This window comes from Streptomyces sp. NPDC054849 (assembly GCF_053610945.1).
Window position 1 is genome coordinate 1 of sequence record NZ_JBSGZI010000093.1, and the last position, 22,539, is coordinate 22,539.

Sequence of the window (22,539 nt, forward strand, 5' to 3'; positions counted from 1 at the left end):
TCTTTCAGCGTTCCTCGTTCCCGCCGAACAGCGGCGGGTCCGGCGGCTTGGGACCGCCGGTCTTGGTCGGCGAGGGCGACACCGACCCCGACGGCGTCGGGCTCCCACTGCCCGACTTGCTCGCGGTGGGGGAGGGCGACTGCGACGCGGACTGCGACGGGCTGGTGCTGGACGCCGGCGGGCTGGGGGACTGGCTCGCCGTGGGCGTCGGCGAGGCGCTGCGGGACGGCGTCTGCACGGCGCCCATGTCCGCCTCGGTCAGCTGGAACTTGCCCGTCTTCGCACCCTTGAGGGCGGCGAGCGTGTACGCCTTCCAGATCGAGGCGGGGAAGCTGGAACCGCCCGCGCGCCCCAGGCCGGCGGTGCCGGTCAGGGTGACCTGGTTGTGCGTGGTGGGGTCCTCGCCGAACATCGCGACGACCGTGACCAGCTCCGGCGTGTATCCGGTGAACCAGGCCGCCACGTTGGACTCGGTGGTGCCGGTCTTGCCACCTGCCTCGTAGGCGCTGCTCCGGACCTTGTTGCCGGAGCCGCCTTCGTCGTTGACCACGCCCGTGAGCACCTTGGTGACGGTGTCGGCGGTCTTGCGGCTGATGGCCTGGCTGCCGACGGCCGGTTCCGGGGCGAACTCGCGGTCCTTGTGGTCGGCTTTCTTGATGATGGTCGGCGTGACCTTCTTGCCGTGGTTGTCGAAGGTGGCGTAGACGCCCGCCATCTCCACGGTGTTCGCGCTCATGGTGCCCAGCGCCATGGCCGGCTTGTCCTCGGGCCAGCCCTCGCGGTCCTGCATGCCGAGTTCCAGGGCCGTCTTCTTCACGTTGGGCGGCTTCACGTCCACGATCATCTGCGCGTAGACGGAGTTCACCGAGAAGTTGGTCGCCTCCTGGACCGACATCATCGGATTGCCGTAGTTCGTGTTGTCCTGGTTCTGCGGGTTGAATGGGATCTTGCTGCCGACCACCTGGCGCTTGCTGGTGCCGTCGTAGAGCGCGTTCGGGGTGATCGGCTTGCCGTCCTGGGTGCTCGACGCGTTCTCCAGGGCGGAGGCGAGCACGACCGGCTTGAAGGTCGAGCCCGGCTGGTAGTCGGTGCGCAGGGCGTTGCTCGCGGACTTCTCCTCCAGGCCCACACCGCCGTACATCGCGACGATGGCGCCGGTCTTCGGGTCCACTGAGGTCGCGCCGGCCTGGACGCTCTGGTCCTGAGGCCTGCCCTTGGTGTCCTTGCGGTCGAGCTTGGACTCCAGCTCGTCCTGAACCGCCTTCTCCAGCGCCGCCTGCTTCGCCTTGTCCACGTTGAGCGTGATGTTCCAGCCGCCCGCCGCGATCTGGGCATCGGTGATGCGCTGCTTGTTCAGCTCGTCGTTGGCGGCTTGGACCAGGTACCCCTTCTGGCCGTCCATGCCCGGGCGGGGCTTGGGCTTGATGGGGTCGGGAAGGGTCATGGTCTTGCGCCTGGCCGCGTCCAGCTCGCCCATCTCGACCATGTTGTCGAGGACCGCGTTGAAGCGGATGTTGACCAGCCGCTTGCCGTTGGGGCCGGCGGTCGCCAGGTCGTACTGGCTGGGGGCCTGGATGACGGCGGCGAGGTAGGCGCCCTGCTCCAGGGTGAGCTTGTCGGAGTCGACGCCGTAGAAGGCCTGGGCCGCGGCCTGGATGCCGTAGGCGTTGCGGCCGTAGAAGTTGGTGTTCAGGTAGCCGACGAGGATGTCGTCCTTCTCCATGCGCCGGTCGACCTTGAGGGAGATCACGAGCTCGCGGACCTTGCGCGTCGCCGACTGGTCCTGCGTCAAGTAGTAGTTCTTGACGTACTGCTGAGTGATCGTCGAGCCGCCGGCCTTGCCCTTGCCGGTGACCGTGTTGAACAGACCTCGGGCCACGCCCATCACATCGATGCCGCGGTCCTGGTAGAAGGACTTGTTCTCGATGGCGATGAACGCGGTGCGGACCTCGGGCGGGATCTTGTCGATCGGGACGAGCTCGCGGTTCATCTCGCCGGTACGGGCCATGACCGAGCCGTCGGAGTACCGGTAGGTGTTGCTCTGGAGCGTGGCCTGCTCGTTCGGGTCGGTGGGTTCGTTCACCGAGAAGTAGAGGATGACGGCCGCGGCCATGAGGAGCAGGGTCAGCCCGAGGAACGTCCCGACGATCTTCTTCCAGGTGAAGAAGCGACGTATGCCGGTGCGTTTGCCGGTGCTCCCGCTGTCCTTGGTGCCCTTGGCGCGTCCGCTCGGCGCCCGCCGCGCACCGCGCTGCTGCTGCGCCTTACGCACTTCTGCTCGGCCCATCGCTCCCGCTCCGCTCGATTACCCCCGACGTCAGCTCAGAAAGCTAACACCGCAGTCTGTGACAAAGGATGGCCAACTCTGACCATTTCCGGTCAATTCGGACGTGAGAATCAGCACCCACGTCACAGGAACCGACGCCCACCTAAGCCGAAGGGTTGCCATAGCGCAAAAAAGTGATATCACTTTGCTAAGCCGTCCGACCGACGGCGACCATAGAAACGGGGCAAACCATGACGAACGAAATCGCCACCCCAGCAGGAGTACGGGAGTTCACCGCGCGCAGCACGGGTGGCGGCGCGGCGCTTCTGCTCGGATTGGCCGGTCTGCTGGCCGGAGGAGGCCTGATCGCGGCCGGCGCGGTCTCGGCGACCGTCGCGGCCAAGGTGACCCTGATATCCCTCGGCGTCCTCGTCGACCTCGCCGCCCTGATCGCGATGACCGGGCTCAACACGGTGGCACCGGGCGAGGCCCGGGTCGTGCAGCTCTTCGGCCGCTACCGGGGCACCCTCCGCACCGACGGACTGCGCTGGGTCAATCCGCTGACCACCCGCGAGAAGATCTCCACCCGGGTGCGCAACCACGAGACGGCCGTCCTGAAGGTCAACGACGCCTACGGCAACCCCATCGAGCTGGCGGCGGTCGTGGTGTGGCGGGTCGAGGACACCGCGCGGGCCACCTTCGAGGTCGAGGACTTCACGGAGTTCGTCGAGACGCAGACCGAGGCGGCGGTCCGGCACATCGCCATCGAGTACCCGTACGACGCCCACGAGGAGGGCGGCCTGTCGCTGCGCGGGAACGCCGAGGAGATCACCGAGAAGCTCGCGGTCGAACTGCGCGCACGGGTGGAGGCGGCCGGGGTGCAGATCATCGAATCCCGCTTCACGCACCTCGCCTACGCTCCGGAGATCGCCTCCGCGATGCTCCAGCGCCAGCAGGCCGGCGCGGTCGTGGCCGCCCGCAAGCAGATCGTCGAGGGCGCGGTGGGCATGGTCGAGCTCGCCCTGACCCGCCTGGCGGAGCAGGAGATCGTGGACCTGGACCCGGAGCGCAAGGCCGCCATGGTCTCCAACCTGATGGTCGTCCTGTGCGGTGACCGGGCCGCCCAGCCGGTGCTCAACGCGGGCACCCTTTACCAGTGACCGGCGGCGGCGAGGAGAAGCCCGCGGCGCGGCAGCCGCGCAAGCAGGTGCTGCTGCGGCTCGACCCTCAGGTGTACGACGCCCTGGCCCGCTGGGCGGGCGAGGAGCTGCGCAGCGCCAACGCGCAGATCGAGTTCCTGCTGCGCCGGGCCCTCGCCGAGTCCGGCCGCCTCCCCTCGTCCCCCGGCCCCATTCCCCGCCGGGGCCGCCCCCCGAAGCCCACGGACTGACCCACCGCCGCCGGGACTGCCCGGTATCGGGCGCCTCACACGCCGGCGGGGCTGGAAGATTCAGCCCCGCCGGCGTTTTGACGTGCCGGGGTCAGGGCGGAGCCCGGCAACGGTGCCCGCGCAGGCCGCCCCGCCATCTATACACTCCGCGTATACACACCGTGTAGAGTCGTCGGCATGTCCATCGGTCACACCCTCCTCGGCCTCCTCGAGGCCGGCCCACGCCACGGTTACGACCTCAAGCGCGCCTTCGACGAGAAGTTCGGCCACGACCGCCCGCTCGCCTATGGCCAGGTCTACTCGACCATGTCCCGCCTCCTGAAGAACGGCCTCGTCGAAGTCGACGGCATCGAGAGCGGCGGCGGCCCCGACCGCAAGCGGTACGCCATCACCGACGCCGGCATCACCGACGTCGAGGCCTGGCTCGCGCAGCCCGAGAAGCCCGAGCCGTACCTGCACTCGACCCTTTACACGAAGGTCGTCCTCGCGCTGCTGACCGGCCGCCGCGCCGACGAGCTGCTGGACACCCAGCGCGCCGAGCATCTGCGCCTCATGCGCATCCTCACCCAGCGCAAGCGCAAGGGCGACATCGCCGATCAGCTCGTGTGCGACCACGCGCTGTTCCATCTGGAGGCCGACCTGCGCTGGCTGGAGCTCACCGCGGCCCGCCTCGACCAGCTCGCCCAGGAGGTACGCCGATGACCCCGGCCGGCTCGCTGCTCGCCGCCACGGACCTCCGTAAGGCCTACGGAACCACCCACGCACTCGACGGCGCCGATTTCTCGATCCACCCCGGCGAGGTCGTCGCCGTGATGGGACCCTCCGGCTCCGGCAAGTCGACCCTGCTGCACTGCCTCGCCGGCATCGTCACCCCGGATTCGGGCTCCATCACCTACGCCGGCCGCGAGCTCACCACCATGAGCGACGCCGAGCGCAGCGCCCTGCGCCGCACCGAGTTCGGGTTCGTCTTCCAGTTCGGCCGGCTCGTCCCGGAGTTGACCTGTGTGGAGAACGTCGCCCTCCCCCTGCGCCTGGCCGGTTCCAAGCGCAAGGAGGCCGAGGCGACCGCCCGGGCCTGGATGGAGCGGCTCCAAGTCGAGGATCTGGCCCGCAAGCGCCCCGGCGAGGTCTCCGGCGGTCAGGGCCAGCGCGTGGCCGTCGCCCGCGCCCTGGTCACCCGGCCGCGGGTGATCTTCGCCGACGAACCCACCGGCGCCCTGAACTCCCTCAACGGCGAGCTCGTGATGCAGCTGCTCACCGAGGCCGCCCGGTCCGCCAACTCCGCCGTCGTCCTCGTCACCCACGAGACGCGCGTGGCCGCCTACTCGGACCGGGAGATCGTCGTACGCGACGGCACGTCCCGCGACATGGAACGGTTCGTATGAGCACGCTCCGGGCATGGGCCCGCGACCTCTCCACAGGTGCCCGTTTCGCCTTCGGCGGCGGACGGGAGGGCTGGACCCGCACGCTGCTGACCGGCGTGGGCGTCGGCCTCGGCGTGGCGCTGCTGCTGATCACCACCGCACTGCCCAGCGCCCTCGCCGCCCGCTACGAGCGCGGCGACGCCCGTTCCACGACGAACTCGCCCACCGCCGGGCAGCCGGGGCACGACACCCTTCTGATCACGAGCGCGGACCAGGAGTTCCGCGACAGGGTGATCGAGGGCGCCCTCCTGCGGGCGGAGGGCCCGGACGCGCCCGTGCCGCCGGGCCTGGAGAAGATCCCCGGGCCGGGCGAGACGGCCGTCTCCCCCGCCCTGAAGCAGTTGCTGGGCTCCTCTGAGGGCAAGCTGCTGCGCGAGCGATTCGACGGCGGGATCTCCGAAGTCATCGACGACGCGGGCCTGATCGGTCCGGGCGAGCTGCTCTACTACACCGGCAGCGACCAGCTCAGGAAGACCGGCCCGCAGGACTACCGCGTCCAGCGGATCACCGCCTTCTCCGGCGACGACGGGCGCGAGGAACTCGACCCGGTCCTGACCCTGCTGGTGGTGCTGACCTTCGTCGCGCTGCTGCTGCCGGTCGCCGTGTTCATCGCCGCGGCCGTCCGCTTCGGCGGGGAGCGCCGCGACCACCGGCTGGCGGCCCTGCGCCTGGTCGGCGCCGACGTGCGGATGGTCCGCCGGATCGCCGCCGGTGAGGCCCTCGCCGGGTCCGTGGTCGGACTGGCCCTGGGCGTCGGCTTCTTCGCGGTCGGCCGCGGTCTCGTCGGCAGCTTCACCCTCCGGGAACGCAGCGTCTTCCCGGCCGACCTCGACCCGTCGGTGTGGCTCGCGGCGCTCGTCGCGCTCGTGGTGCCCGCCGCGGCCGTCGCCGTGACCCTGTTCGCCCTGCGCGGCGTGGTCATCGAGCCGCTCGGCGTCGTCCGGACGGCAACCCCGCGGCGTCGGCGTATCTGGTGGCGGCTGCTGCTGCCACTGGCCGGGCTGGGCCTGCTCGCCCCGATGGCGGGCCGCGGCGACGACCAGGTGGAGTTCAACCGGACGCAGGTCAGCGCCGGCGTGGTGCTGCTGCTGGTCGGCATCACCGCGCTGCTGCCCTGGCTGCTGGAGCGGCTCGTCGGCCAGAGCTCCGGCGGCGGGCCGGTCTCCTGGCAACTGGCCGTCCGACGCCTCCAGGCCGGCAGCGGCGCCGCCGCCCGGCTGGTCAACGGCATCGCCGTCGCCGTCGCCGGGGCCATCGCCCTGCAGATCCTCTTCTCGGGCGTGGAGGCCGACTACACCGAGGCCACCGGCCACGATCCGGGCCGGGCGGCGCTCTCGGTCCTTACGCCCCACGGCGCCGAGGACCGGGCCGACGAGCTCGCCGGGAAGATCTCCGAGTCCGAGGGCGTCGCCCAGGCCGTCGCCCTGACCTCCCTGTCCGCGGCGCGCCACCCCGACACCGGCAGCAGGGTCTCCATGACCGTCGGTTCGTGCGAGGCGCTGCGCGAGGTCGCCGTTCTGGACTCCTGCAAGGACGGCGACGCCTTCCTGCTCACCGGCACGCTGGAGCGCGACCCCGGCGTGTACGGCTCCCGCGTCAAGCCGGGGGAGACCCTGACGGTCAGTCCGATTCTCACCCCCGAGGAGTCGAAGCCCTTCGCGTGGACCGTCCCGGCCACGGCCTCCGTGGTCGCCGGCCGCGAGGATCCGACCGGCCGGGTGCGCGACGGTGTCCTGGTGACCCCCTCACTCGCACCGCGCGGCCTCGCCCACGCCGGGTCCACCCAGGTGTTCGTGCAGCTCGACGCATCCGTGCCGGACGCCTTGGAGCTGGCCCGTACGGCCGCGTTCCGGGCGGACCGGGGCAGCCGCACGATGACGCTGACGCTCGCCGAGGAGGACGGCGGTTACGCCGCGATCCGCACCGGTCTGTTCTTCGGCTCGACGGCCGTGCTGATCCTGATCGGCACGAGCCTGCTCGTCTCCCAGGTGGAGCAGTTGCGCGAGCGCAAGAGGCTGCTGTCGTCCCTGGTCGCCTTCGGCACCAAGCGGTCCACGCTGTGTCTGTCGGTGCTGTGGCAGACCGCGGTGCCGATCGCGCTGGGGCTGGGGCTGGCCGCGGTGGTGGGCGTGGGGCTCGGCGCCGTCCTGATGCGGATGGCCGGCCGCGCCGTCCGGATCGACTGGCTCCCGGTCGCGGAGATGACCGGCGTCGGCGCGGGACTCGTCGCCCTGGTGACCGTGCTCAGCCTGCCGCCGCTGCTGCGCCTGATGCGCCCGGACGGCCTGCGCACGGAGTGAGGCCCGCGCATGTGCAGCCCCGCACGCGTACGCGGCGGTACGCCCGTGGAAACCGTAGGCCCGTGGCCCCCGCAGCCCGCCCGTAGACCCCGTACGTCCGTTCCCGGCGGCCCGAAGACTCCCCCTCAGTCGGTGGGCCACACCGGGAGCGGGCGTACGGCTTCGCGCAGCGCGGCGGCGATCGCCCGGAACTCCTCCTGGCGGGCCGTCCCGGTGCGCACGGCCAGGGCGATCCGCCGCGAGGGGGCGGGCTCGGCGAAGTACCCGGTGGACAGGTACTCGTTGCGCGCGGTCTCCAGGCGCAGCGCGGTGCGCGGCAACAGCGTCACCCCCAGTCCCCCGGCGACCAGTTGTACGAGGGTGGACAGCCCGGCGGCGGTCGTCGTGACGTCCGCCCCGGTCGTACGCCCCGCCTCGCGGCAGATGTCGAGGGCCTGGTCGCGCAGGCAGTGGCCTTCGTCCAGCAACAGGAGCTGCAGTCCCCGCAATTCCGCGAGGGGGATGTCGCGGCGCCCGGCGAGCGCGTGCTCCCTGGGCGCGAGCAGGACGAAGTCCTCGTCGAAGACGGGCAGTTCGGTGATCCCGGGTACTCCGAGGGGCACCGCCAGCAGGAGCAGGTCCAGGCGCCCGGCGGCCAGCCCCTCCAGCAGCGAGGCGGTCTGCTCCTCGTGCACCTGGAGGTCCATCCGGGGGTAGCGCCGGTGGAACAGGCCGAGCACGGTCGGCAGCAGGTACGGCGCCACGGTGGGGATCACCCCGAGCCGCAAAACTCCGGTGAAGGGGGCCCGTACCGCCTCGGCCTCCTCCAGCAACCCGCCCAGGGCGTCGAGCACCACCTGCGCCCGGGCCGCGATCCGCTCGCCCGCAGGGGAGAGCAGCACCTTGCGGGTGGTGCGCTCCAGCAGCTGCACGCCGAGGGCCTCCTCCAGCGCGGAGACGGATCCGGACAGCGCCGGCTGGCTCATGCCGATGGCCGCCGCGGCGTCCCGGAAGTGCAGATGCTCGGCGACCGCCGCGAACGCGCGCAGCTGAGCGAGCGTCGGTTGCTTCGCTCCCCTATTACCCACAGCCACTGATAGGCACCTCCGATCACCCACAACAAGACTAGCTATTTCTGTAATCAATGCAGCTGTGTCAGCATGTGAGATACGTCCACCCCCATCGGAAAGCCCCCAAAAGGGGTTATTTTCCATTTCTCAAGGAGAGCGCGTGCTCACTGTTGGTGACAAGTTCCCCGCCTTCGACCTGACCGCCTGCGTCTCGCTCGAGGCCGGAGCCGAGTTCGCGCAGATCGACCACAAGACCTACGAGGGCAAGTGGAAGGTCGTCTTCGCCTGGCCGCTCGACTTCACCTTCGTCTGCCCGACCGAGATCGCCGCCTTCGGCAAGCTGAACGAGGAGTTCGCCGACCGCGACGCGCAGGTCCTCGGCTTCTCGCTCGACTCCGAGTACGTGCACCACGCCTGGCGCAAGGACCACGCCGACCTGCGTGACCTGCCCTTCCCGATGATGTCCGACATCAAGCGCGAGCTCTCCGCCGAGCTGGGCATCCTCGGCGAGGACGGCCTGCCGATGCGCGCCGTCTTCATCGTGGACCCGAACAACGAGATCCAGTTCTCGATGGTGACCGCCGGTTCCGTGGGCCGTAACCCGAAGGAGGTCCTGCGGGTCCTCGACGCCCTGCAGACCGACGAGCTGTGCCCCTGCAACTGGAACAAGGGCGAGGCCACCATCGACGCCGGCGCGCTGCTGGCCGGTGAGTGACGGATGTCCCTCGACTCCCTGAAGTCGGCCATACCGGACTTCGCCAAGGACCTGAAGCTGAACCTCGGTTCGGTCATCGGGAACAGCGACCTCCCGCAGCAGCAGCTGTGGGGAACCGTCCTGTCCTGCGCGATCGCCGCCCGCTCCCCGCGCGTCCTGCGTGAGCTGGAGCCCGAGGCGAAGGCGAACCTCTCGCCGGAGGCGTACACCGCCGCCAAGTCCGCCGCCGCGATCATGGCGATGAACAACGTCTTCTACCGCACCCGGCACCTGCTCTCCGACCCGGAGTACGGCACCCTGCGCGCGGGCCTGCGGATGAACGTCATCGGCAACCCGGGCGTGGAGAAGGTCGACTTCGAGCTGTGGTCGCTCGCGGTCTCCGCGATCAACGGCTGCGGCCAGTGCCTGGACTCGCACGAGCAGGTCCTGCGCAAGGCGGGCGTCGACCGCGAGACGATCCAGGAGGCCTTCAAGATCGCCTCGGTGATCCAGGCCGTCGCCGTCACCGTCGACGCCGAGGCCGCCCTCGCCGCCGAGTAGCAGCACCCCGTACGACGCACAGGGCCCCGCGACCGGAAACGGCCGCGGGGCCCTGCTCGTTGCCCGGGCACTCCCTGGGGCCGCAGACGTCCCTGGGGCCCACAGACAGCCCGGGTGCCCCTGGCGTCCCTGGCGTCCCGGGTGCCTCTGGCGTCCCTGCGTCCCGGGTGCCCTCTGGACCTTCAGCTCTTCCTCAGTGTGGCCATCAGCAGCCGCGCATCCTCGATCATGGCCGCCTTCATCGCGACCTGGTCGGGCTCCGCCTCCGCGTCGTCGCCCCACCACTCCACCGACAGCGTGAAGACCGCCCCGCCGTCGAGCACGTACAGCCTCGCCCCCATGCCCCTGGTGGAGTCGGCGAGCACGGCCCGCTCACCGAGCCCGGGCACCGATTCGAGCTGATCGGCTCCCCGGCTCACCAGCGGGGTGAGTCCCGGCCCCGCGGCGAACTCCGCCTGCGGGTCGGTCTTCTTGTGCAGCTCGACCAGCAGTTGGACGTCGAAGGCCATGTCCTCTCCGGACCAGTCCGAGCTGTAGGAGCAGTAGGACCAGTCCAGCGCGGGACCCTCGCCGGAACCGGGCGCGTCCCGTTCCAGCTTGGCCAGCGCGTCCGACAGCGCGGTCATCGGCGCATCCGTGCACAGGTTCTCGGTGAACCGGTACGCGAGCCTCGGCGGCGCATCGGAGAACCGATTCTGCGCGGCCAGGGTCCCGGCCCAGAGCGCCGACGCCGTCAGGGCCCCGCCCAGGGCCCACCACCACGGGCGGGCCCTCCCCCGGACGGGCTCGCGCGGGGCCTCGGCCTCCACCGTCCCGGCCGGCCGCTCCGTCTCCCACACCCCGTCGAGCTCGGGCTCGCCGATCATCCCGCCCCCTGATTCTTCAGCGCTGTCATCAGGTCGCGCATGTCCTCGATCATGGCTGTCTGTACCGCGGTGGCGTCCGTGGCGGGGCGGTCGTTGCGCTCCCCGAAGCCGGGGGCGGCCACTTCGAGGGTGAAGACCGCACCGCCGTCCAGCACCTCGAGCCAGAGGCGCGCCTGGTGGGGCGGCATGGTCATCACGGCACGCTCACCGAGGCCCGGCACCGCTTGCGTGGGCAGGTCCCCGTTGACGGCGATGGACTTGAGCGGAGGTACGTCGAACTCCACCGAGGGGTCGGTCTTCTTGTGCAGGCTGACGTGCGCTATCACGATGAAGTCCGGCATGCCCTCGACGTTGTTCAGCTCGCACACGGCCCCGTCCACGGCCGGGTGGCTGTTCGCCTGGAACCTCGGTCTCGACTTGTGCAGGTCACCGGTGATACCGCTCAGCGCCTGAGCCTTGAAGTCCTCGCAGAGGTTCTTCGACGCCCGGTACGAGAGCTCCGGCGCCGCCAGCCGGTCCCCGAAGGCGTACAGCCCGCCGGCCCACACCGCCGACGCGACCACGACGCCGCCCAGCGCCCACAGCCATGGCCTCCCACCGCCCGTCGCCCGCGCGTGCGGAGCCAGCGGCTCCGCCGGCCCCGCCGCAGGCTCGGTCGTCCACTCCGCATCCAGCTCCGGATCAGTGATCATGTCCCCGCCCCCAGATGGTCCTGTGTCCTCAGCGCCGCCATCGACATACGCATCGACATGGGCACGTCATTGATCATGGCAGGCTCGACCGCCGGCACGTCGGGCTCCGCGAGCGGCAGATCGTCCCGCGCGCCCGCCGCCCCCGCTAGGACTTGTCGGGGGCCGGGCTCTCGCCTTCGGGCACCCGGTCCAGGGCCGTCGACCCGTGCGGCGCCGGACCGACCATTCCGGCTCCGTGGTGGTGCTGCTCGCGCGAGTACGCCCTCAGGTATCCCACCACCGTGTTGGTGACGGCCACCAGCGGAACCGCGACCACCGCTCCGCCGATGCCCGCGATCATGCCGCCGGCGGCCACCGCGAGCACCACCGCGAGCGGGTGTACCCGTACGGCCCGGCCCAGGATGAAGGGCTGGAGCACGTGCCCCTCGATCTGCTGTACCGCCAGCACCACCAACAGCACCATCAGCGCGGTGAACACGCCCTGGGTCACCAGCGCCACGACCACCGCGAGGGCGCCCGAGACCACCGCGCCGACCAGCGGGATGAAGGCGAAGAGGAAGATGAAGACGGCCAGCGGCACCGCCATCGGCACGTCCAGGAAGTAGATGCCCAGGCCGATGAAGATGGCGTCGATGAGGGCGACGATGACCGTGCCGCGGACGTACGCGGTCAGCGTGCGCCAGGCGCGCGGACCGGCCCCGGCGACACCGGGGCGGGCGGCGGCCGGGACCAGGCCCAGCGCCCAGATCCAGATGCGCTTGCCGTCGTAGAGCAGGAAGAGCGTGGAGAACATCGCGAGCAGCATGCCCGTAAGGACCTCGACGAGCACGGTCACGCCTTGCAGTCCGGCGGTGGTGATCTGCTCGGTGTTGGTGCCGATGGTGTCGGTGAGGTTCTTCGCGAGGTCGTTGATCTGCTTCTCGGTCACGTGGAACGGACTGTCCAGGGCCCAGAGCTTGAGCTCGTTGATGCCGTCGCGGACCCGGTCGGACAGGTCGTCGAGGTTCTCCATGACCTGCCAGACCACGAACCAGCCGACGAGCCCGATGACCACGAAGCCGAGGATCGCCGTGCCGGCCGTGGCCAGACCCCGGGGCATGCCCAGTCTGCGCAGCCGGACGACGAAGGGCTGCAGCATCGCCGTGACGAGCATGGCGGCGGCGAAGGCGAGGACGACCAGGCGGACTTCGCTGATCACCCTCATCAGCACCCAGAGCATCCCGGCGAGGAGCAGCAGCCGCCAGCTGGCCTCGGCGGCGACGCGCATCCCCCAGGGGATCACGCTCGCCGGGTCGGGGCGGCCGGGGGCGGCCGGTGCGACGGCGTGCGTCGTGCCGGCCGCCGCTGCGGCGGGCGGCTCGGCAGCGGGCGCCGCGGCGACGGGCGTCCCGGGGGCGGCCGGCGCCTGCCCGGTCTCGTCGGCACCCGGCAGGTTCCCGCTCGTCTCGGCCTCCACCTCGGCGCGCCGCTCGTTGAGCCGCGCCTCCATCCGGTTCAGCCTGTTTCCGAGCCGGCCGAGCCAGCCCGCCCTCTTCGCCATGTCGCTTCCTTCCCCCGCCCCCGTCTACGGGCACACCCCGAAGACCGTACACGCGGGGAGCCCCGCACCGTAGGACGGTGCGGGGCTCCCCGAAGTTGAACGGTGCCGCGCGGTGCGGCCGAGGCTGTCAGTACCAGCCGTTGGCCTGGTGGAAGCTCCAGGCAGCACAGGGGCTGCCGTAGCGGTCCTCCATGTAGTTCAGACCCCACTTGATCTGCGTGGCGGGGTTGGTGCGCCAGTCCGCGCCGGCCGAGGCCATCTTCGTACCGGGCAGCGCCTGGACCAGACCGTAAGCGCCCGAGGACTTGTTCACGGCCAGGTAGTTCCAGGTGGATTCCTGGTTGATGATGTTCGAGAAGCACTGGAACTGGCCGGCCGGGACCATCTGCTGGGCGATGGCCTTGACCTGCGCGACCGTGTAGGAGCTCTGGAGCGCGAAGTCGCCGGCGTCGCGGGCGGCGGAGCGGCTGGCCACTTCCTTCGCCTCCCGCTCCTTCCTCGCCTTCTCGTCCGCCGCCTTCTGCGCCTCGGCCTTCTTGGCCTTGGCGTCCTCGGCGGCCTGGAGGCGGGCGGCCTCTTCGGCCGAACGCTTGGCGTCGGCGTCGGCGGAGTGGGCGATGGTGTCGGCCTGCTGCGTCAGGGACGCGCTCTGGACCTGCGCCTGGTCGCCGACCGGGATGTCGGCAAGGAGAGTCGCGCCGGACGCGGTCGTCTCGAGATCGTTCGTGGGGTCGCCGGTGGCAACGCCTACGACTGCGCCGACGGTGGTGACCGCGGTGGCCGAAGCCACGGCGAACCCCCGGACCGAGATCCGGCTCACACGGTGTCCTTCCAGCAGCGTCCGCAGTGACCGCGCGGCGCAAAAGTGCCCCTCGACTCTGGCCTCCGTGGTTCTACGGTCACTGGAGGCGCGGGCCCGTGGGCAACTCCCTTGCGGGGGCTGCCGCGTGAAGCTCCGGGCGGCATACGGCATTCGACTGTGGAGTTGTGGTGCTGCGCGTATCTCACGGGAGATACAGGTGTGCCGTATGCGGGGCCTGACGGAAACCAGACTCTGCCGGAACGCGACACCGCAAGGCAATTCTCTGTTGCGTGGGAAAGGTCACACCTGGCACGGTGCCCTCGATTTCGCCAAAGCCCTGTGCAGCACGACGCCGCCCGGCTAGGCTCTCGGGCCTTTGCCGGGCGGCGCCAACTCACCTTCCCGCTATGAGGTTTTTGACCGTTTCGACCCCCGTCGAGGGGAGGCCGTCGAGGTCAGAGGCTCTCGAGCATCTCGGTGACCAGTGCGGCGATCGGGGAGCGCTCGGAACGCGTGAGCGTGACGTGCGCGAAGAGCGGATGCCCCTTCAGCTTCTCGACCACGGCGACCACTCCGTCGTACCGGCCGACCCGCAGGTTGTCCCGCTGCGCGACGTCGTGGGTCAGGACGACCCTCGAATTGGCCCCGACCCGGGACAGAACGGTCAGCAGGACGTTGCGCTCCAGCGACTGCGCCTCGTCGACGATGACGAAGGCGTCGTGCAGGGAACGGCCTCGGATGTGCGTGAGCGGCAGGACTTCCAGCATCCCGCGGTTCAGCACCTCCTCGATGACCTCGCGCCCGGCGACCGACGAGAGGGTGTCGAAGACCGCCTGCGCCCAGGGGCTCATCTTCTCGCCCTGGTCACCCGGCAGGTACCCGAGCTCCTGCCCGCCCACCGCGTACAGCGGCCGGAAGACCATCACCTTCTGATGCTGCCTCCGCTCCAGCACCGCCTCCAGGCCCGCGCAGAGCGCCAGCGCCGACTTGCCGGTGCCGGCCCGGCCGCCCATCGAGATGATCCCGATCTCGGGATCGAGGAGGAGGTCCAGCGCGATGCGCTGCTCGGCGCTGCGGCCGTGCAGCCCGAAGGCCTCGCGGTCGCCCCGCACGAGCTTCACGTTGCCGTCCGCCGTGACCCGGCCCAGGGCCTTGCCGCGCTCGGACTGCAGGACCAGTCCGGTGTGGACGGGCAGTTCCGCGGCCTCCGGCACGTAGAGCCGGTCCTCCGAGTAGAGGAGGTCCACCTGCTCCCCGGAGAGGGCGAGTTCGCTCATGCCGGTCCACCCGGCATCGGTGATCGCGAGCTCGGCGCGGTACTCCTCCGCGATCAGCCCCACGGAGGAGGCCTTGATGCGCAGTGGAAGATCCTTCGAGACCACCGTGACGTCGTAGCCCTCGGCCTGGAGGTTGCGGGCGACCGCGAGGATCCGCGAGTCGTTGTCCCCCAGCCGGAAGCCGGCGGGCAGGACGCCAGGGTCGGAGTGGTTGAGCTCGACACGCAGGGTGCCGCCGAGATCGCCCAGCGGGATGGGGGCGTCGAGGCGACCGTAGCGAACCCGGAAGTCGTCGAGCAGGCGCAGGGCCTGGCGCGCGAAATAGCCGAGTTCGGGATGGTGCCGCTTCGCCTCCAGCTCGGTGATCACCACGATCGGGAGCACGACCTCGTGCTCGTCGAAGCGGGAGATCGCGTTGGGGTCTGCCAGCAGGACGCTGGTGTCGAGGACGTAGGTCCGCCTGTCGGGCAGGCGGCGCTTTGTGCTGGTCACCACGGAAGGACGTACCCCCTCGGAAGAGGTCGGGCCATGAAGACCGGACCGGTCATCGGCACCCATGCCAGGGCCGATGTCCGGCCCTCCACTCCGTCCGTGCGAACCACACGTGCGTCCTGGTGCAAAGGGCCTCCCGGGCGGACGACCCCATGTCGCCCGCTGAGACTCGACACCCGTGGATCGGGCATCGACCTGAAAGGGATATTCCCCGAACAGGCCAGGCCATGCCATGGCATATGACGGACGCTCGGTGAATCCCTGGTGAAGGCTTCAAGGGGAGGGCGTGCCGAGGCTGAGGGGGTGTCCTGGGGGGTGTCGGGGGGCCTGAGGGGCCTGCGGGTCCTCCGGTCCCCATGGATCCCGTGGGGCGCACCGGGCGTCCTGCGGTCCCGGGCGTCCGAAGGGGTCTCCCGTTCTCTCTCCCCGAAGGGCCTAACGGGAGGTCAGGTGCCGTAGCGCCGGTGGCGGGCGGCGTAGTCGCGCAGGGCCCGCAGGAAGTCGACCTTCCGGAAGGCCGGCCAGAAGACCTCGCAGAAGTAGTACTCGGAATGCGCGCTCTGCCACAGCATGAATCCGGACAGCCGCTGCTCGCCGCTGGTGCGGATCACGAGGTCCGGGTCGGGCTGACCGCGCGTGTAGAGGTGCTCGGCGATGTGGTCGATGTCGAGGATCTCCGCGAGCTCCTCGAAGGAGGTGCCCTTGCGCGCGTGCTCCAGCAGCAGCGAGCGGACCGCGTCCGCGATCTCCTGGCGGCCGCCGTAGCCGACGGCGACGTTGACGAGTATCCCGTCGACGTCGTGCGTGGCCTGCTCGGCCTCCTTGAGCACCGTCTGCGTCCGGGCGGGCAGGATGTCGAGGTTGCCGACGTGGTGGACGCGCCAGCGGCCGTCCGCGGCGAGGCCCCGCACGGTGTTCTCGATGATGTTGAGCAGCGGGCGGAGCTCGACCTCGGGCCGGTCCAGGTTGTCCGTGGAGAGCATCCACAGGGTGACGACCTCGACGTCCGTCTCGGTGCACCAGCCCAGCATCTCGGAGATCTTGTCGGCTCCGGCCTGGTGGCCCTGCTCCGTCGTACCTCCGGACGCCTTCGCCCAGCGACGGTTCCCGTCCAGGATCACGCCGATGTGCTTGGGCGCCGCGTCATGGTCGAGGCGGCCTTCCACCCGGCGTGCGTAGAGCCTGTACACCAGGTCGCGCAGCTTCACGATCTTCCAGCCCCTCCGTGCAATGCCCCCGTGCGAATTGCGGTCCCTCCCCCGAGGGCGCCACATTACTGCGCGGCGGGATCGGGTACCCAACTCGGTCTGTCACAAGTCCGTGATAGGGAGGACAACGTGACTGATACCAATCCCTATCGGGCAGAGCCCTCGCGCTACGACTCCATGGAGTACCGGCGCACGGGCCACAGCGGCCTCAAGCTCCCCGCGATCTCCCTCGGCCTCTGGCACAACTTCGGGGACGACAGATCGCTGGAGTCCCAGCGGGCGATCCTCCGCCGGGCCTTCGACCTGGGCATCACCCACTTCGACCTGGCGAACAACTACGGCCCGCCGCCCGGCTCGGCCGAGCTGAACTTCGGCAAGGTCTTCTCGCAGGACTTCGCGTCCCACCGCGACGAGCTGATCCTCTCGACCAAGGCCGGCTACCTGATGCACGCCGGTCCGTACGGCGAGTGGGGCAGCCGGAAGTACCTGCTCAGCTCGCTCGACGCCTCGCTGAAGCGGATGGGCGTGGACTACGTCGACATCTTCTACTCGCACCGCTTCGACCCGGACACCCCGCTGGAGGAGACCATGGGCGCCCTCGCGTCCGCGGTCCAGCAGGGCAAGGCGCTGTACGTTGGCGTCTCCTCCTATACGGCGGAGCAGACGGCCGAGGCCGTGCGGCTCGTGCGCGAGATGGGTGTGCGCCCCCTCATCCATCAGCCCTCGTACTCCATGATCAACCGCTGGACGGAGGAGGACGGGCTGCTGGACACCCTCGAGGACGCGGGCATGGGGTGCATCTCCTTCGCGCCGCTCGCACAGGGGATGCTGACCGGTAAGTACCTGAAGGGCATCCCGGCGGACTCGCGGGCCGCGCAGGGCAAGTCCCTGAACCCGGACCTGCTGTCGGACGAGGTGCTCCGCCGGCTGGCCGGCCTGAACGAGATCGCGGCCCGCCGCGGGCAGTCGCTCGCCCAGCTGGCGCTCAAGTGGGTGCTCCGCGACGACCGGATGACCTCGGCGCTGATCGGCGCGTCGAGCGTGCGGCAGCTGGAGGAGAACGTGGCCGCGCTGGCGTCCGCGCCGCTCTCCGAGGCCGAGTTGAAGGAGATCGACTCCTTCGCGGTCTCCACCCCCGGCACCAACATCTGGGCCCAGCGCGCCTGACCTGCGCCTTTGCGCCATCGGCCAGTTGAGGGTCGGAGAAACAAAAAACGGGCCGGTCCGTGGGGGGGATACGGACCGGCCCGAGGGGGGGGTTCCACCATAACCCTTCGTAAAGCGTGATGCGTGCATTGACGCAAGATGACTACGCTCCGAAACCACCCAGCAGCACTCCGGTGAATGCTCCGGCCGCCATGAACGGGCCGAAGGCGAAGCCCTGCCGACGGGACTCGGGGCTGCGCAGCACCAGGGCCAGCCCGTACAGGGCCCCGTAGAGGAGTCCCAGGAAGGCCCCGACCGCCCATACCCCCCATCCGTACCACCCAAGAGCGACCCCCAGCGAAAGCGCCAGCTTGACGTCGCCGAAGCCCATCCCCGCCGGGTTGATCAGATGGAGCAGCAGGTACGCCGCCCCGAGCGCGACGCCGCCCAGCAGCGCGAGCCGCCAGGACCCGGCGGCGCCGGGCAGGAGGGCGGCCGTCCCGAGCAGCGCGGCGGCCGCGGCGGCGAGCGGCAGGGTCAGCGGGTCGGGCAGCCGCTGCACGGCCCGGTCGACGAGCGCGAGCAGCACGACCACCGGGGCGAGCCCCACGTACACCCCCGCTTCGGGCCGCTCCCCGACGCCCGCCGCGAGCAGCCCGCACACCCCACCGGTCAGCACGGCCAGGGGCGCACCCCGCCGCCCGTACGCCGGCGCTTGCGACAGGGCGGTCTGCTCCGCCCCGGTCCGGCAGCGGGCCGGACCGAGCCAGCCGCGCAGCGGGTGCCCCTCGGGGCAGCGGCCGCGCCACGGCTCCCCCGGCTCGACGCAGAGGCGGTACGCGGCGCGCGGCAGCAACAGCCCGGCGGCCACCCCGTACCCGACGGCGAGAACGATCACGACCACACCCATCCCGCGACGGTAGCCCGCCCCCACCGCTTTCCGCCGCCGTTTGAGGCCGCAGCCGCCGGGGCCCAGCCCTGCTTACAGCCCCGTCGACGTTCGACGCACGGGGTGCGGAGCCCCGCACATTCAGCCCCGCCGGCGCTTGAGGCCCGGGGTTCGGGACGGAGCCCCGCACATTCAGCCCCGCCGGCGCTTGAGGCCCGGGGTTCGGGGCGGAGCCCCGCACATTCAGCCCCGCCGGCGCTTGAGGCGCGGGGTTCGGGGCGGAGCCCCGGGAGACCGGAAGGGGCGGGCCAGCTTCGCGCAGCGGCACCGCACCCGCACCCCTACGCTGGCCGCCATGCCGAACCCCCTGCCCCCGCACGACGCCCCCCGCACCCTGCGGATCGGCGCACAGCGCATCCCCTTGGAGGTCGCCGCCTCGTACAGGGCCAGAACGCGCGGGCTCCTCGGCCGCGACGGGATCGAGGGGGCGCTGCTGCTCACCCCCGCCGGGAGCGTGCACACCTTCCGGATGCGGTTCGCGATCGACGTGGCGTACCTCGACCGGGACCTGCGCGTGCTCGCCGTGGTCACCATGCCCCCCGGCCGGCTCGGCCTGCCCCGCCTCCGCTCCCGGCACGTCCTGGAGGCGGCGGCCGGGGCCATGGCCGCCTGGGGGCTGCGGGTCGGGACCACCGTCGAGGTGGAGCCGGCCCGGTAGCCGTGCCCACCGGGCGGCCCCCGGACCGCGAACCCGGCCCGACCGGTGAGACACCGGCTAGGCGAGGCTCCTCCCCGGCAGTAGGTTGGGGCGGTTGAGCTGGGGCATCAGGGGAGCGGCATGACGGAGAACGCGCGGATCAAGGCGCTGGAGCAGATCATGCCGGCGACGCACGGCGCCGACGAGGACATCGACTGGCGGGCGGCCGAGGCCACCTGGGGGACCCGGTTCCCGGCCGACTTCATCGCGTTCATGGGCCGCTTCGGCGCGGGCTCCATCAACGGCGAGGCCAGCATCCTGCTGCCGCTGCCCAAGCCCGGTCTCCAGTGGGACCCGGCGGGGATGGCCGAGGAGACCGACAACGCCCGGCAGACCTGGGAGGCCCACGGCGGCCGGTCCGCCTTCGACGTGGACCCGGAGTCGATCATCGCCTGGGGCGTCACCGGCGGGTCGGACATCCTGTGCTGGCTCACCTCGGACCCCGACCCCGACCTCTGGCCCGTCCTGGTCTGCGGGCGCCACACCGCCGACTCCTTCGCGGTGTACCCGTACGGCATGGCCGAGTTCCTCTACCGGCTCTGCTCCGACGAGTTCGACGTGAGCCCCGTCAGCATCACCTTCTGGGACGGCGGCCACCTCAGCTTCGTGCACTGGCGCAAGGCCCAGCGCCGCTGGCAGGAGGGCCGCAACCCGGAGACCGGGGAGCCCGACCCGTACGCCGGCGAGTTCGCCGACTAGGACCCGCCCGCCCACACCGCGCCCCACCGCTCACCGAGGGCCGCTTCCGCCTCGACGGCAAGGGCACCCCGACGGCACCCACAGCCCGTTCCGTGACCGGAAACGGGCTTTTCGGCATGTCTACGCGCGTCCCATTCGGCGATCACATATCGGAAAACACCATCCGGAAAAGCCCCACTTGGAGCATTGACCACAAGTGCGGCCCCAATGTAATCAACCACCACACCCTCGGGAGAGAATTCCGGCCAACGGGCCGTCGAGGGACAACCCAGCCCGGAGCAACTCATTAGTAATAACGCGATCCAAAAGAAATTCAGGGGAATACACCCGTGCGACGAAGAATCTTCGGTACGACCGCCACCACGGTCGTGCTCGGTCTGCTGATACCTCTGTCCGGATGTGGTGGCTCCGGAGACGGTGCAGGTGACGGCGTCACGCTGCACCTGGTCGCCGCCGAATACGGCGACAGTCCGGCCACCAGTTCCAAGCCGTTCTGGGACAAGATGGCGGCTGATTTCACCAAGACGCACCCCGGTCTCAAGCTCGACGTCAAGCTCCTGCCGTGGGCCGACATCGACCGCGAGGTCTCCCGTATGGTCAAGGCCGGCAAGGCGCCGGACATCGCGCTCATGGGCTCCTACTCGGACTTCGCCGCCCAGGGCAAGCTCTATCCGGCGGACGAACTCCTCTCGGTCACCGCCGAGGCGAATTTCCTTCCGCCGCTCGCCGATGCCGGCTCCATCGGCAGCACCCTCTACGGCCTGCCCTTCGTGGCGAGCAGCCGCCTCCTCTTCTACAACCAGGCGCTCTTCACGAAGGCCGGCATCAAGGAGCCCCCCAAGACCTGGTCCGACCTCGAGGCCGCCGCCAAGACGCTCAAGGCCAAGGGCGTGAAGTACCCGTACGCCCTGCCCCTCGGCCCGGAGGAGGCGCACGCCGAGGCGATGATCTGGGAGCTGAGCAACGGCGGCGGGTACGCCGACAGCAGCGGCAACTACAGCCTGGCCTCCGAGCAGAACATCGCGACCTGGACATGGGTCAAGAACCAGCTGGTCTCCCCCGGGCTCACCGGCCCCACGGCGCCGTCCCAGCTGAACCGCGCCGACGCCTTCGGCGCCTTCCTGCAGGGCGAGGTCGGCATGCTCAACGGCTACCCCTCGCTCGCCCACGAGGCGCGCGCCAAGGGCATCAGCGTCGGCACGACCGTCATGCCCGTCTCGGACGCCCTCGGCACCGGGGAGACCCCGCCGGCTGTGGGCGTGGCCGACTGGATGATGGCGTTCAAGCAGAACGGCAAGCGCGCGGAGATCAGCGAGTTCCTGGACTTCATCTACCAGGACAAGAACCTCACGGACTTCGCCGGCCGCTACCACCTGCTGCCGTCCACCGTCACGGCCGCGCGCACCCCCGCCGGCGGCGGCCTCGACAAGAACGACCAGCTGTTCCTCAACTCGCTGTACACGGCCCAGCTCTACCCGGTGAACGACCCTTCCTGGCTGTCCGTCAGCGACACCATCAAGCGCAACATCGGACGCGCCGTGGAACCGGCCGGCGACCCGAAGCGCGTGCTGGAGGAGATCGCCGCGCAGGCCGGCGAGGCCGCCAAGAAGAACTGAAAGTCCCCCGACACGGGACCCTCACCCCCTGCCGCAGACCACACCGTGCGGCACCATGGCCTCTACGGCACTTGATCCAAGGCCGCGGCCCAGTCGCCCGCCGAGCACTCACGAGGTGCACGGGGCGGCCGGCCCCAGCGGGCCCCCGGCGTCAGACCGGGCTCCCCGGCGACAGACCGGGCTCCTTTCACGTCAGGCCGGGCTCCCCCTGCGTCAGCGCTGCGGCCCGTGGTCCGTGGCGAACGCCTTCCGGTACTGCTCACGGCTGGAGTTCCAGCGCAGCGTTCCCGTGACCGTCCCGAAGTCCGAGCGCGTGACCGACCACTCCACCGTGTACTCACCGGAGTCGCACGCGATCCGCTTGGCGCCCGCGACCTTCTCGCGCCCGCTCGGCGGCTTCCCCGTCAGCTCCTTGCGCACCTCTCCGGCCACGGCTCCCCCGGCGGTCCGCAGCACGGCGCGCACGACGATCGGGTGCCGGCCCTCCTTGACCGTCATCGCCTTCTTCACGACCGTCGAGTCCGAGACCGACCAGGCGAACTCGTACGAGGGCAGCCAGGCCAGCGTCTTGGGGTCGGCGACCTGACGCTCGAAGTCCGGCGCGCCCGACGGGCCGGGGCGGGTGACCGTCTTGTACTGGACCCCGGGGTGGAGGCGGAACTGCCCCTCCACCTTGTGCATCTCGTCCTTGGTCCACATGGACTTCATGGTCTTCTCGCCGCCTGCCGGGTCCTGCAGGTAGGCCGTTCCCTCCGCGGCCGTCGCCGGCTGGACGAGGACGGGCACGAGGGCCGCCGCGGCGGTGGCCAGGGCGAGAGCGGCGATGCGGGTGCGCTTCATGCCCGGACCAACGGGACCCTCCGGCGGGCCG

The 22,539-nt window shown here is 70.6% G+C and carries 21 protein-coding genes; 11 read left to right on the forward strand and 10 right to left on the reverse strand.

Features of this window, described 5'->3' with window-relative positions; all coding sequences use genetic code 11:
* Positions 1 to 4: 4 nt before the first annotated feature.
* Complete coding sequence (locus tag ACWGIF_RS29955) at positions 5 to 2,287, reverse strand: transglycosylase domain-containing protein (RefSeq protein WP_453502146.1); 2,283 nt, start codon at positions 2,285 to 2,287, stop codon at positions 5 to 7.
* A 230-nt stretch (positions 2,288 to 2,517) separates the two neighbouring features.
* On the opposite strand from ACWGIF_RS29955, the gene ACWGIF_RS29960 reads away from it, so the two are divergent.
* From ACWGIF_RS29960 to ACWGIF_RS29980, 5 genes are all read left to right on the forward strand, one after another.
* On the forward strand, positions 2,518 to 3,426 hold the full coding sequence (locus ACWGIF_RS29960; RefSeq protein WP_453502148.1) for an SPFH domain-containing protein: 909 nt from the start codon (positions 2,518 to 2,520) through the stop codon (positions 3,424 to 3,426).
* Positions 3,423 to 3,656, forward strand: coding sequence for a hypothetical protein (locus ACWGIF_RS29965; RefSeq protein WP_453502149.1), 234 nt, complete (start codon positions 3,423 to 3,425; stop codon positions 3,654 to 3,656). Before ACWGIF_RS29960 ends, ACWGIF_RS29965 begins: the two co-directional genes overlap by 4 nt.
* Before the next feature lie 177 nt (positions 3,657 to 3,833).
* Positions 3,834 to 4,358, forward strand: a complete 525-nt coding sequence (locus ACWGIF_RS29970) for a PadR family transcriptional regulator (RefSeq protein WP_453502150.1) — start codon at positions 3,834 to 3,836, stop codon at positions 4,356 to 4,358.
* Positions 4,355 to 5,041 carry an ABC transporter ATP-binding protein gene (locus tag ACWGIF_RS29975; RefSeq protein WP_453502151.1) on the forward strand — a complete coding sequence of 229 codons (687 nt, stop codon included), beginning with the start codon at positions 4,355 to 4,357 and terminating at the stop codon, positions 5,039 to 5,041. Before ACWGIF_RS29970 ends, ACWGIF_RS29975 begins: the two co-directional genes overlap by 4 nt.
* Positions 5,038 to 7,380 (forward strand): FtsX-like permease family protein, encoded by a 2,343-nt coding sequence (locus tag ACWGIF_RS29980; RefSeq protein WP_453502152.1) that lies wholly within the window; start codon positions 5,038 to 5,040, stop codon positions 7,378 to 7,380. Before ACWGIF_RS29975 ends, ACWGIF_RS29980 begins: the two co-directional genes overlap by 4 nt.
* Before the next feature lie 125 nt (positions 7,381 to 7,505).
* On the opposite strand, the gene ACWGIF_RS29985 is transcribed toward ACWGIF_RS29980, so the two are convergent.
* Positions 7,506 to 8,453: a LysR substrate-binding domain-containing protein gene (locus ACWGIF_RS29985; protein ID WP_453502153.1), complete on the reverse strand. Its 948-nt coding sequence runs from the start codon at positions 8,451 to 8,453 to the stop codon at positions 7,506 to 7,508.
* Between the two features lie 136 nt (positions 8,454 to 8,589).
* Here ACWGIF_RS29985 and ACWGIF_RS29990 point away from each other — a divergent pair, with 136 nt between their 5' ends.
* Positions 8,590 to 9,144, forward strand: a complete 555-nt coding sequence (locus tag ACWGIF_RS29990; RefSeq protein WP_327383510.1) for a peroxiredoxin — start codon at positions 8,590 to 8,592, stop codon at positions 9,142 to 9,144.
* A 3-nt stretch (positions 9,145 to 9,147) separates the two neighbouring features.
* Complete coding sequence (locus ACWGIF_RS29995; RefSeq protein ID WP_453502155.1) at positions 9,148 to 9,684, forward strand: alkyl hydroperoxide reductase; 537 nt, start codon at positions 9,148 to 9,150, stop codon at positions 9,682 to 9,684.
* Between the two features lie 182 nt (positions 9,685 to 9,866).
* Here the strand turns inward: ACWGIF_RS29995 and ACWGIF_RS30000 are convergent, their stop codons facing one another.
* From ACWGIF_RS30000 to ACWGIF_RS30025, 6 genes are all read right to left on the reverse strand, one after another.
* A complete protein-coding gene (locus ACWGIF_RS30000; protein ID WP_453502156.1) occupies positions 9,867 to 10,550 on the reverse strand; it encodes a hypothetical protein in 684 nt (227 codons plus the stop codon).
* Positions 10,547 to 11,242 carry a hypothetical protein gene (locus tag ACWGIF_RS30005; RefSeq protein ID WP_453502157.1) on the reverse strand — a complete coding sequence of 232 codons (696 nt, stop codon included), beginning with the start codon at positions 11,240 to 11,242 and terminating at the stop codon, positions 10,547 to 10,549. Before ACWGIF_RS30005 ends, ACWGIF_RS30000 begins: the two co-directional genes overlap by 4 nt.
* Positions 11,243 to 11,387: 145 nt before the next feature.
* A complete protein-coding gene (locus tag ACWGIF_RS30010) occupies positions 11,388 to 12,782 on the reverse strand; it encodes an AI-2E family transporter (RefSeq protein ID WP_453502158.1) in 1,395 nt (464 codons plus the stop codon).
* Between the two features lie 127 nt (positions 12,783 to 12,909).
* Positions 12,910 to 13,602, reverse strand: a complete 693-nt coding sequence (locus ACWGIF_RS30015; protein WP_453502160.1) for an aggregation-promoting factor C-terminal-like domain-containing protein — start codon at positions 13,600 to 13,602, stop codon at positions 12,910 to 12,912.
* A 437-nt stretch (positions 13,603 to 14,039) separates the two neighbouring features.
* Positions 14,040 to 15,356 carry a PhoH family protein gene (locus ACWGIF_RS30020; RefSeq protein WP_453502162.1) on the reverse strand — a complete coding sequence of 439 codons (1,317 nt, stop codon included), beginning with the start codon at positions 15,354 to 15,356 and terminating at the stop codon, positions 14,040 to 14,042.
* Between the two features lie 443 nt (positions 15,357 to 15,799).
* On the reverse strand, positions 15,800 to 16,561 hold the full coding sequence (locus tag ACWGIF_RS30025) for an isoprenyl transferase (RefSeq protein WP_030385783.1): 762 nt from the start codon (positions 16,559 to 16,561) through the stop codon (positions 15,800 to 15,802).
* Positions 16,562 to 16,690: 129 nt separating this feature from the next.
* On the opposite strand from ACWGIF_RS30025, the gene mgrA reads away from it, so the two are divergent.
* On the forward strand, positions 16,691 to 17,728 hold the full coding sequence (gene mgrA / locus ACWGIF_RS30030; protein WP_453502163.1) for an L-glyceraldehyde 3-phosphate reductase: 1,038 nt from the start codon (positions 16,691 to 16,693) through the stop codon (positions 17,726 to 17,728).
* A 142-nt stretch (positions 17,729 to 17,870) separates the two neighbouring features.
* On the opposite strand, the gene ACWGIF_RS30035 is transcribed toward mgrA, so the two are convergent.
* Entirely contained in the window at positions 17,871 to 18,617 is a 747-nt protein-coding gene (locus tag ACWGIF_RS30035) for a prepilin peptidase (RefSeq protein WP_453502164.1), read from the reverse strand.
* 334 nt (positions 18,618 to 18,951) lie between these two features.
* On the opposite strand from ACWGIF_RS30035, the gene ACWGIF_RS30040 reads away from it, so the two are divergent.
* From ACWGIF_RS30040 to ACWGIF_RS30050, 3 genes are all read left to right on the forward strand, one after another.
* Complete coding sequence (locus tag ACWGIF_RS30040; protein WP_453502166.1) at positions 18,952 to 19,314, forward strand: DUF192 domain-containing protein; 363 nt, start codon at positions 18,952 to 18,954, stop codon at positions 19,312 to 19,314.
* A gap of 120 nt (positions 19,315 to 19,434) precedes the next feature.
* Positions 19,435 to 20,052 (forward strand): SMI1/KNR4 family protein, encoded by a 618-nt coding sequence (locus ACWGIF_RS30045; RefSeq protein ID WP_453502168.1) that lies wholly within the window; start codon positions 19,435 to 19,437, stop codon positions 20,050 to 20,052.
* A gap of 329 nt (positions 20,053 to 20,381) precedes the next feature.
* Positions 20,382 to 21,668 carry an extracellular solute-binding protein gene (locus ACWGIF_RS30050; RefSeq protein WP_453502169.1) on the forward strand — a complete coding sequence of 429 codons (1,287 nt, stop codon included), beginning with the start codon at positions 20,382 to 20,384 and terminating at the stop codon, positions 21,666 to 21,668.
* 213 nt (positions 21,669 to 21,881) lie between these two features.
* On the opposite strand, the gene ACWGIF_RS30055 is transcribed toward ACWGIF_RS30050, so the two are convergent.
* Positions 21,882 to 22,508: a hypothetical protein gene (locus ACWGIF_RS30055; protein WP_453502171.1), complete on the reverse strand. Its 627-nt coding sequence runs from the start codon at positions 22,506 to 22,508 to the stop codon at positions 21,882 to 21,884.
* Between the last annotated feature and the right edge of the window lie 31 nt (positions 22,509 to 22,539).

Bases quoted from the DNA above. Each gene is read 5' to 3' on its own strand.
- ACWGIF_RS30010 (WP_453502158.1), bottom strand. From the start codon at position 12,782: ATGGCGAAGAGGGCGGGCTGGCTCGGCCGGCTCGGAAACAGGCTGAAC.
- ACWGIF_RS29980 (WP_453502152.1), top strand. From the start codon at position 5,038: ATGAGCACGCTCCGGGCATGGGCCCGCGACCTCTCCACAGGTGCCCGT.
- ACWGIF_RS30040 (WP_453502166.1), top strand. From the start codon at position 18,952: ATGCCGAACCCCCTGCCCCCGCACGACGCCCCCCGCACCCTGCGGATC.
- ACWGIF_RS29995 (WP_453502155.1), top strand. From the start codon at position 9,148: ATGTCCCTCGACTCCCTGAAGTCGGCCATACCGGACTTCGCCAAGGAC.
- ACWGIF_RS29955 (WP_453502146.1), bottom strand. From the start codon at position 2,287: ATGGGCCGAGCAGAAGTGCGTAAGGCGCAGCAGCAGCGCGGTGCGCGG.
- ACWGIF_RS30000 (WP_453502156.1), bottom strand. From the start codon at position 10,550: ATGATCGGCGAGCCCGAGCTCGACGGGGTGTGGGAGACGGAGCGGCCG.
- ACWGIF_RS30005 (WP_453502157.1), bottom strand. From the start codon at position 11,242: ATGATCACTGATCCGGAGCTGGATGCGGAGTGGACGACCGAGCCTGCG.
- ACWGIF_RS30055 (WP_453502171.1), bottom strand. From the start codon at position 22,508: ATGAAGCGCACCCGCATCGCCGCTCTCGCCCTGGCCACCGCCGCGGCG.
- ACWGIF_RS29975 (WP_453502151.1), top strand. From the start codon at position 4,355: ATGACCCCGGCCGGCTCGCTGCTCGCCGCCACGGACCTCCGTAAGGCC.
- ACWGIF_RS29970 (WP_453502150.1), top strand. From the start codon at position 3,834: ATGTCCATCGGTCACACCCTCCTCGGCCTCCTCGAGGCCGGCCCACGC.
- ACWGIF_RS30035 (WP_453502164.1), bottom strand. From the start codon at position 18,617: ATGGGTGTGGTCGTGATCGTTCTCGCCGTCGGGTACGGGGTGGCCGCC.
- ACWGIF_RS29960 (WP_453502148.1), top strand. From the start codon at position 2,518: ATGACGAACGAAATCGCCACCCCAGCAGGAGTACGGGAGTTCACCGCG.
- ACWGIF_RS30045 (WP_453502168.1), top strand. From the start codon at position 19,435: ATGACGGAGAACGCGCGGATCAAGGCGCTGGAGCAGATCATGCCGGCG.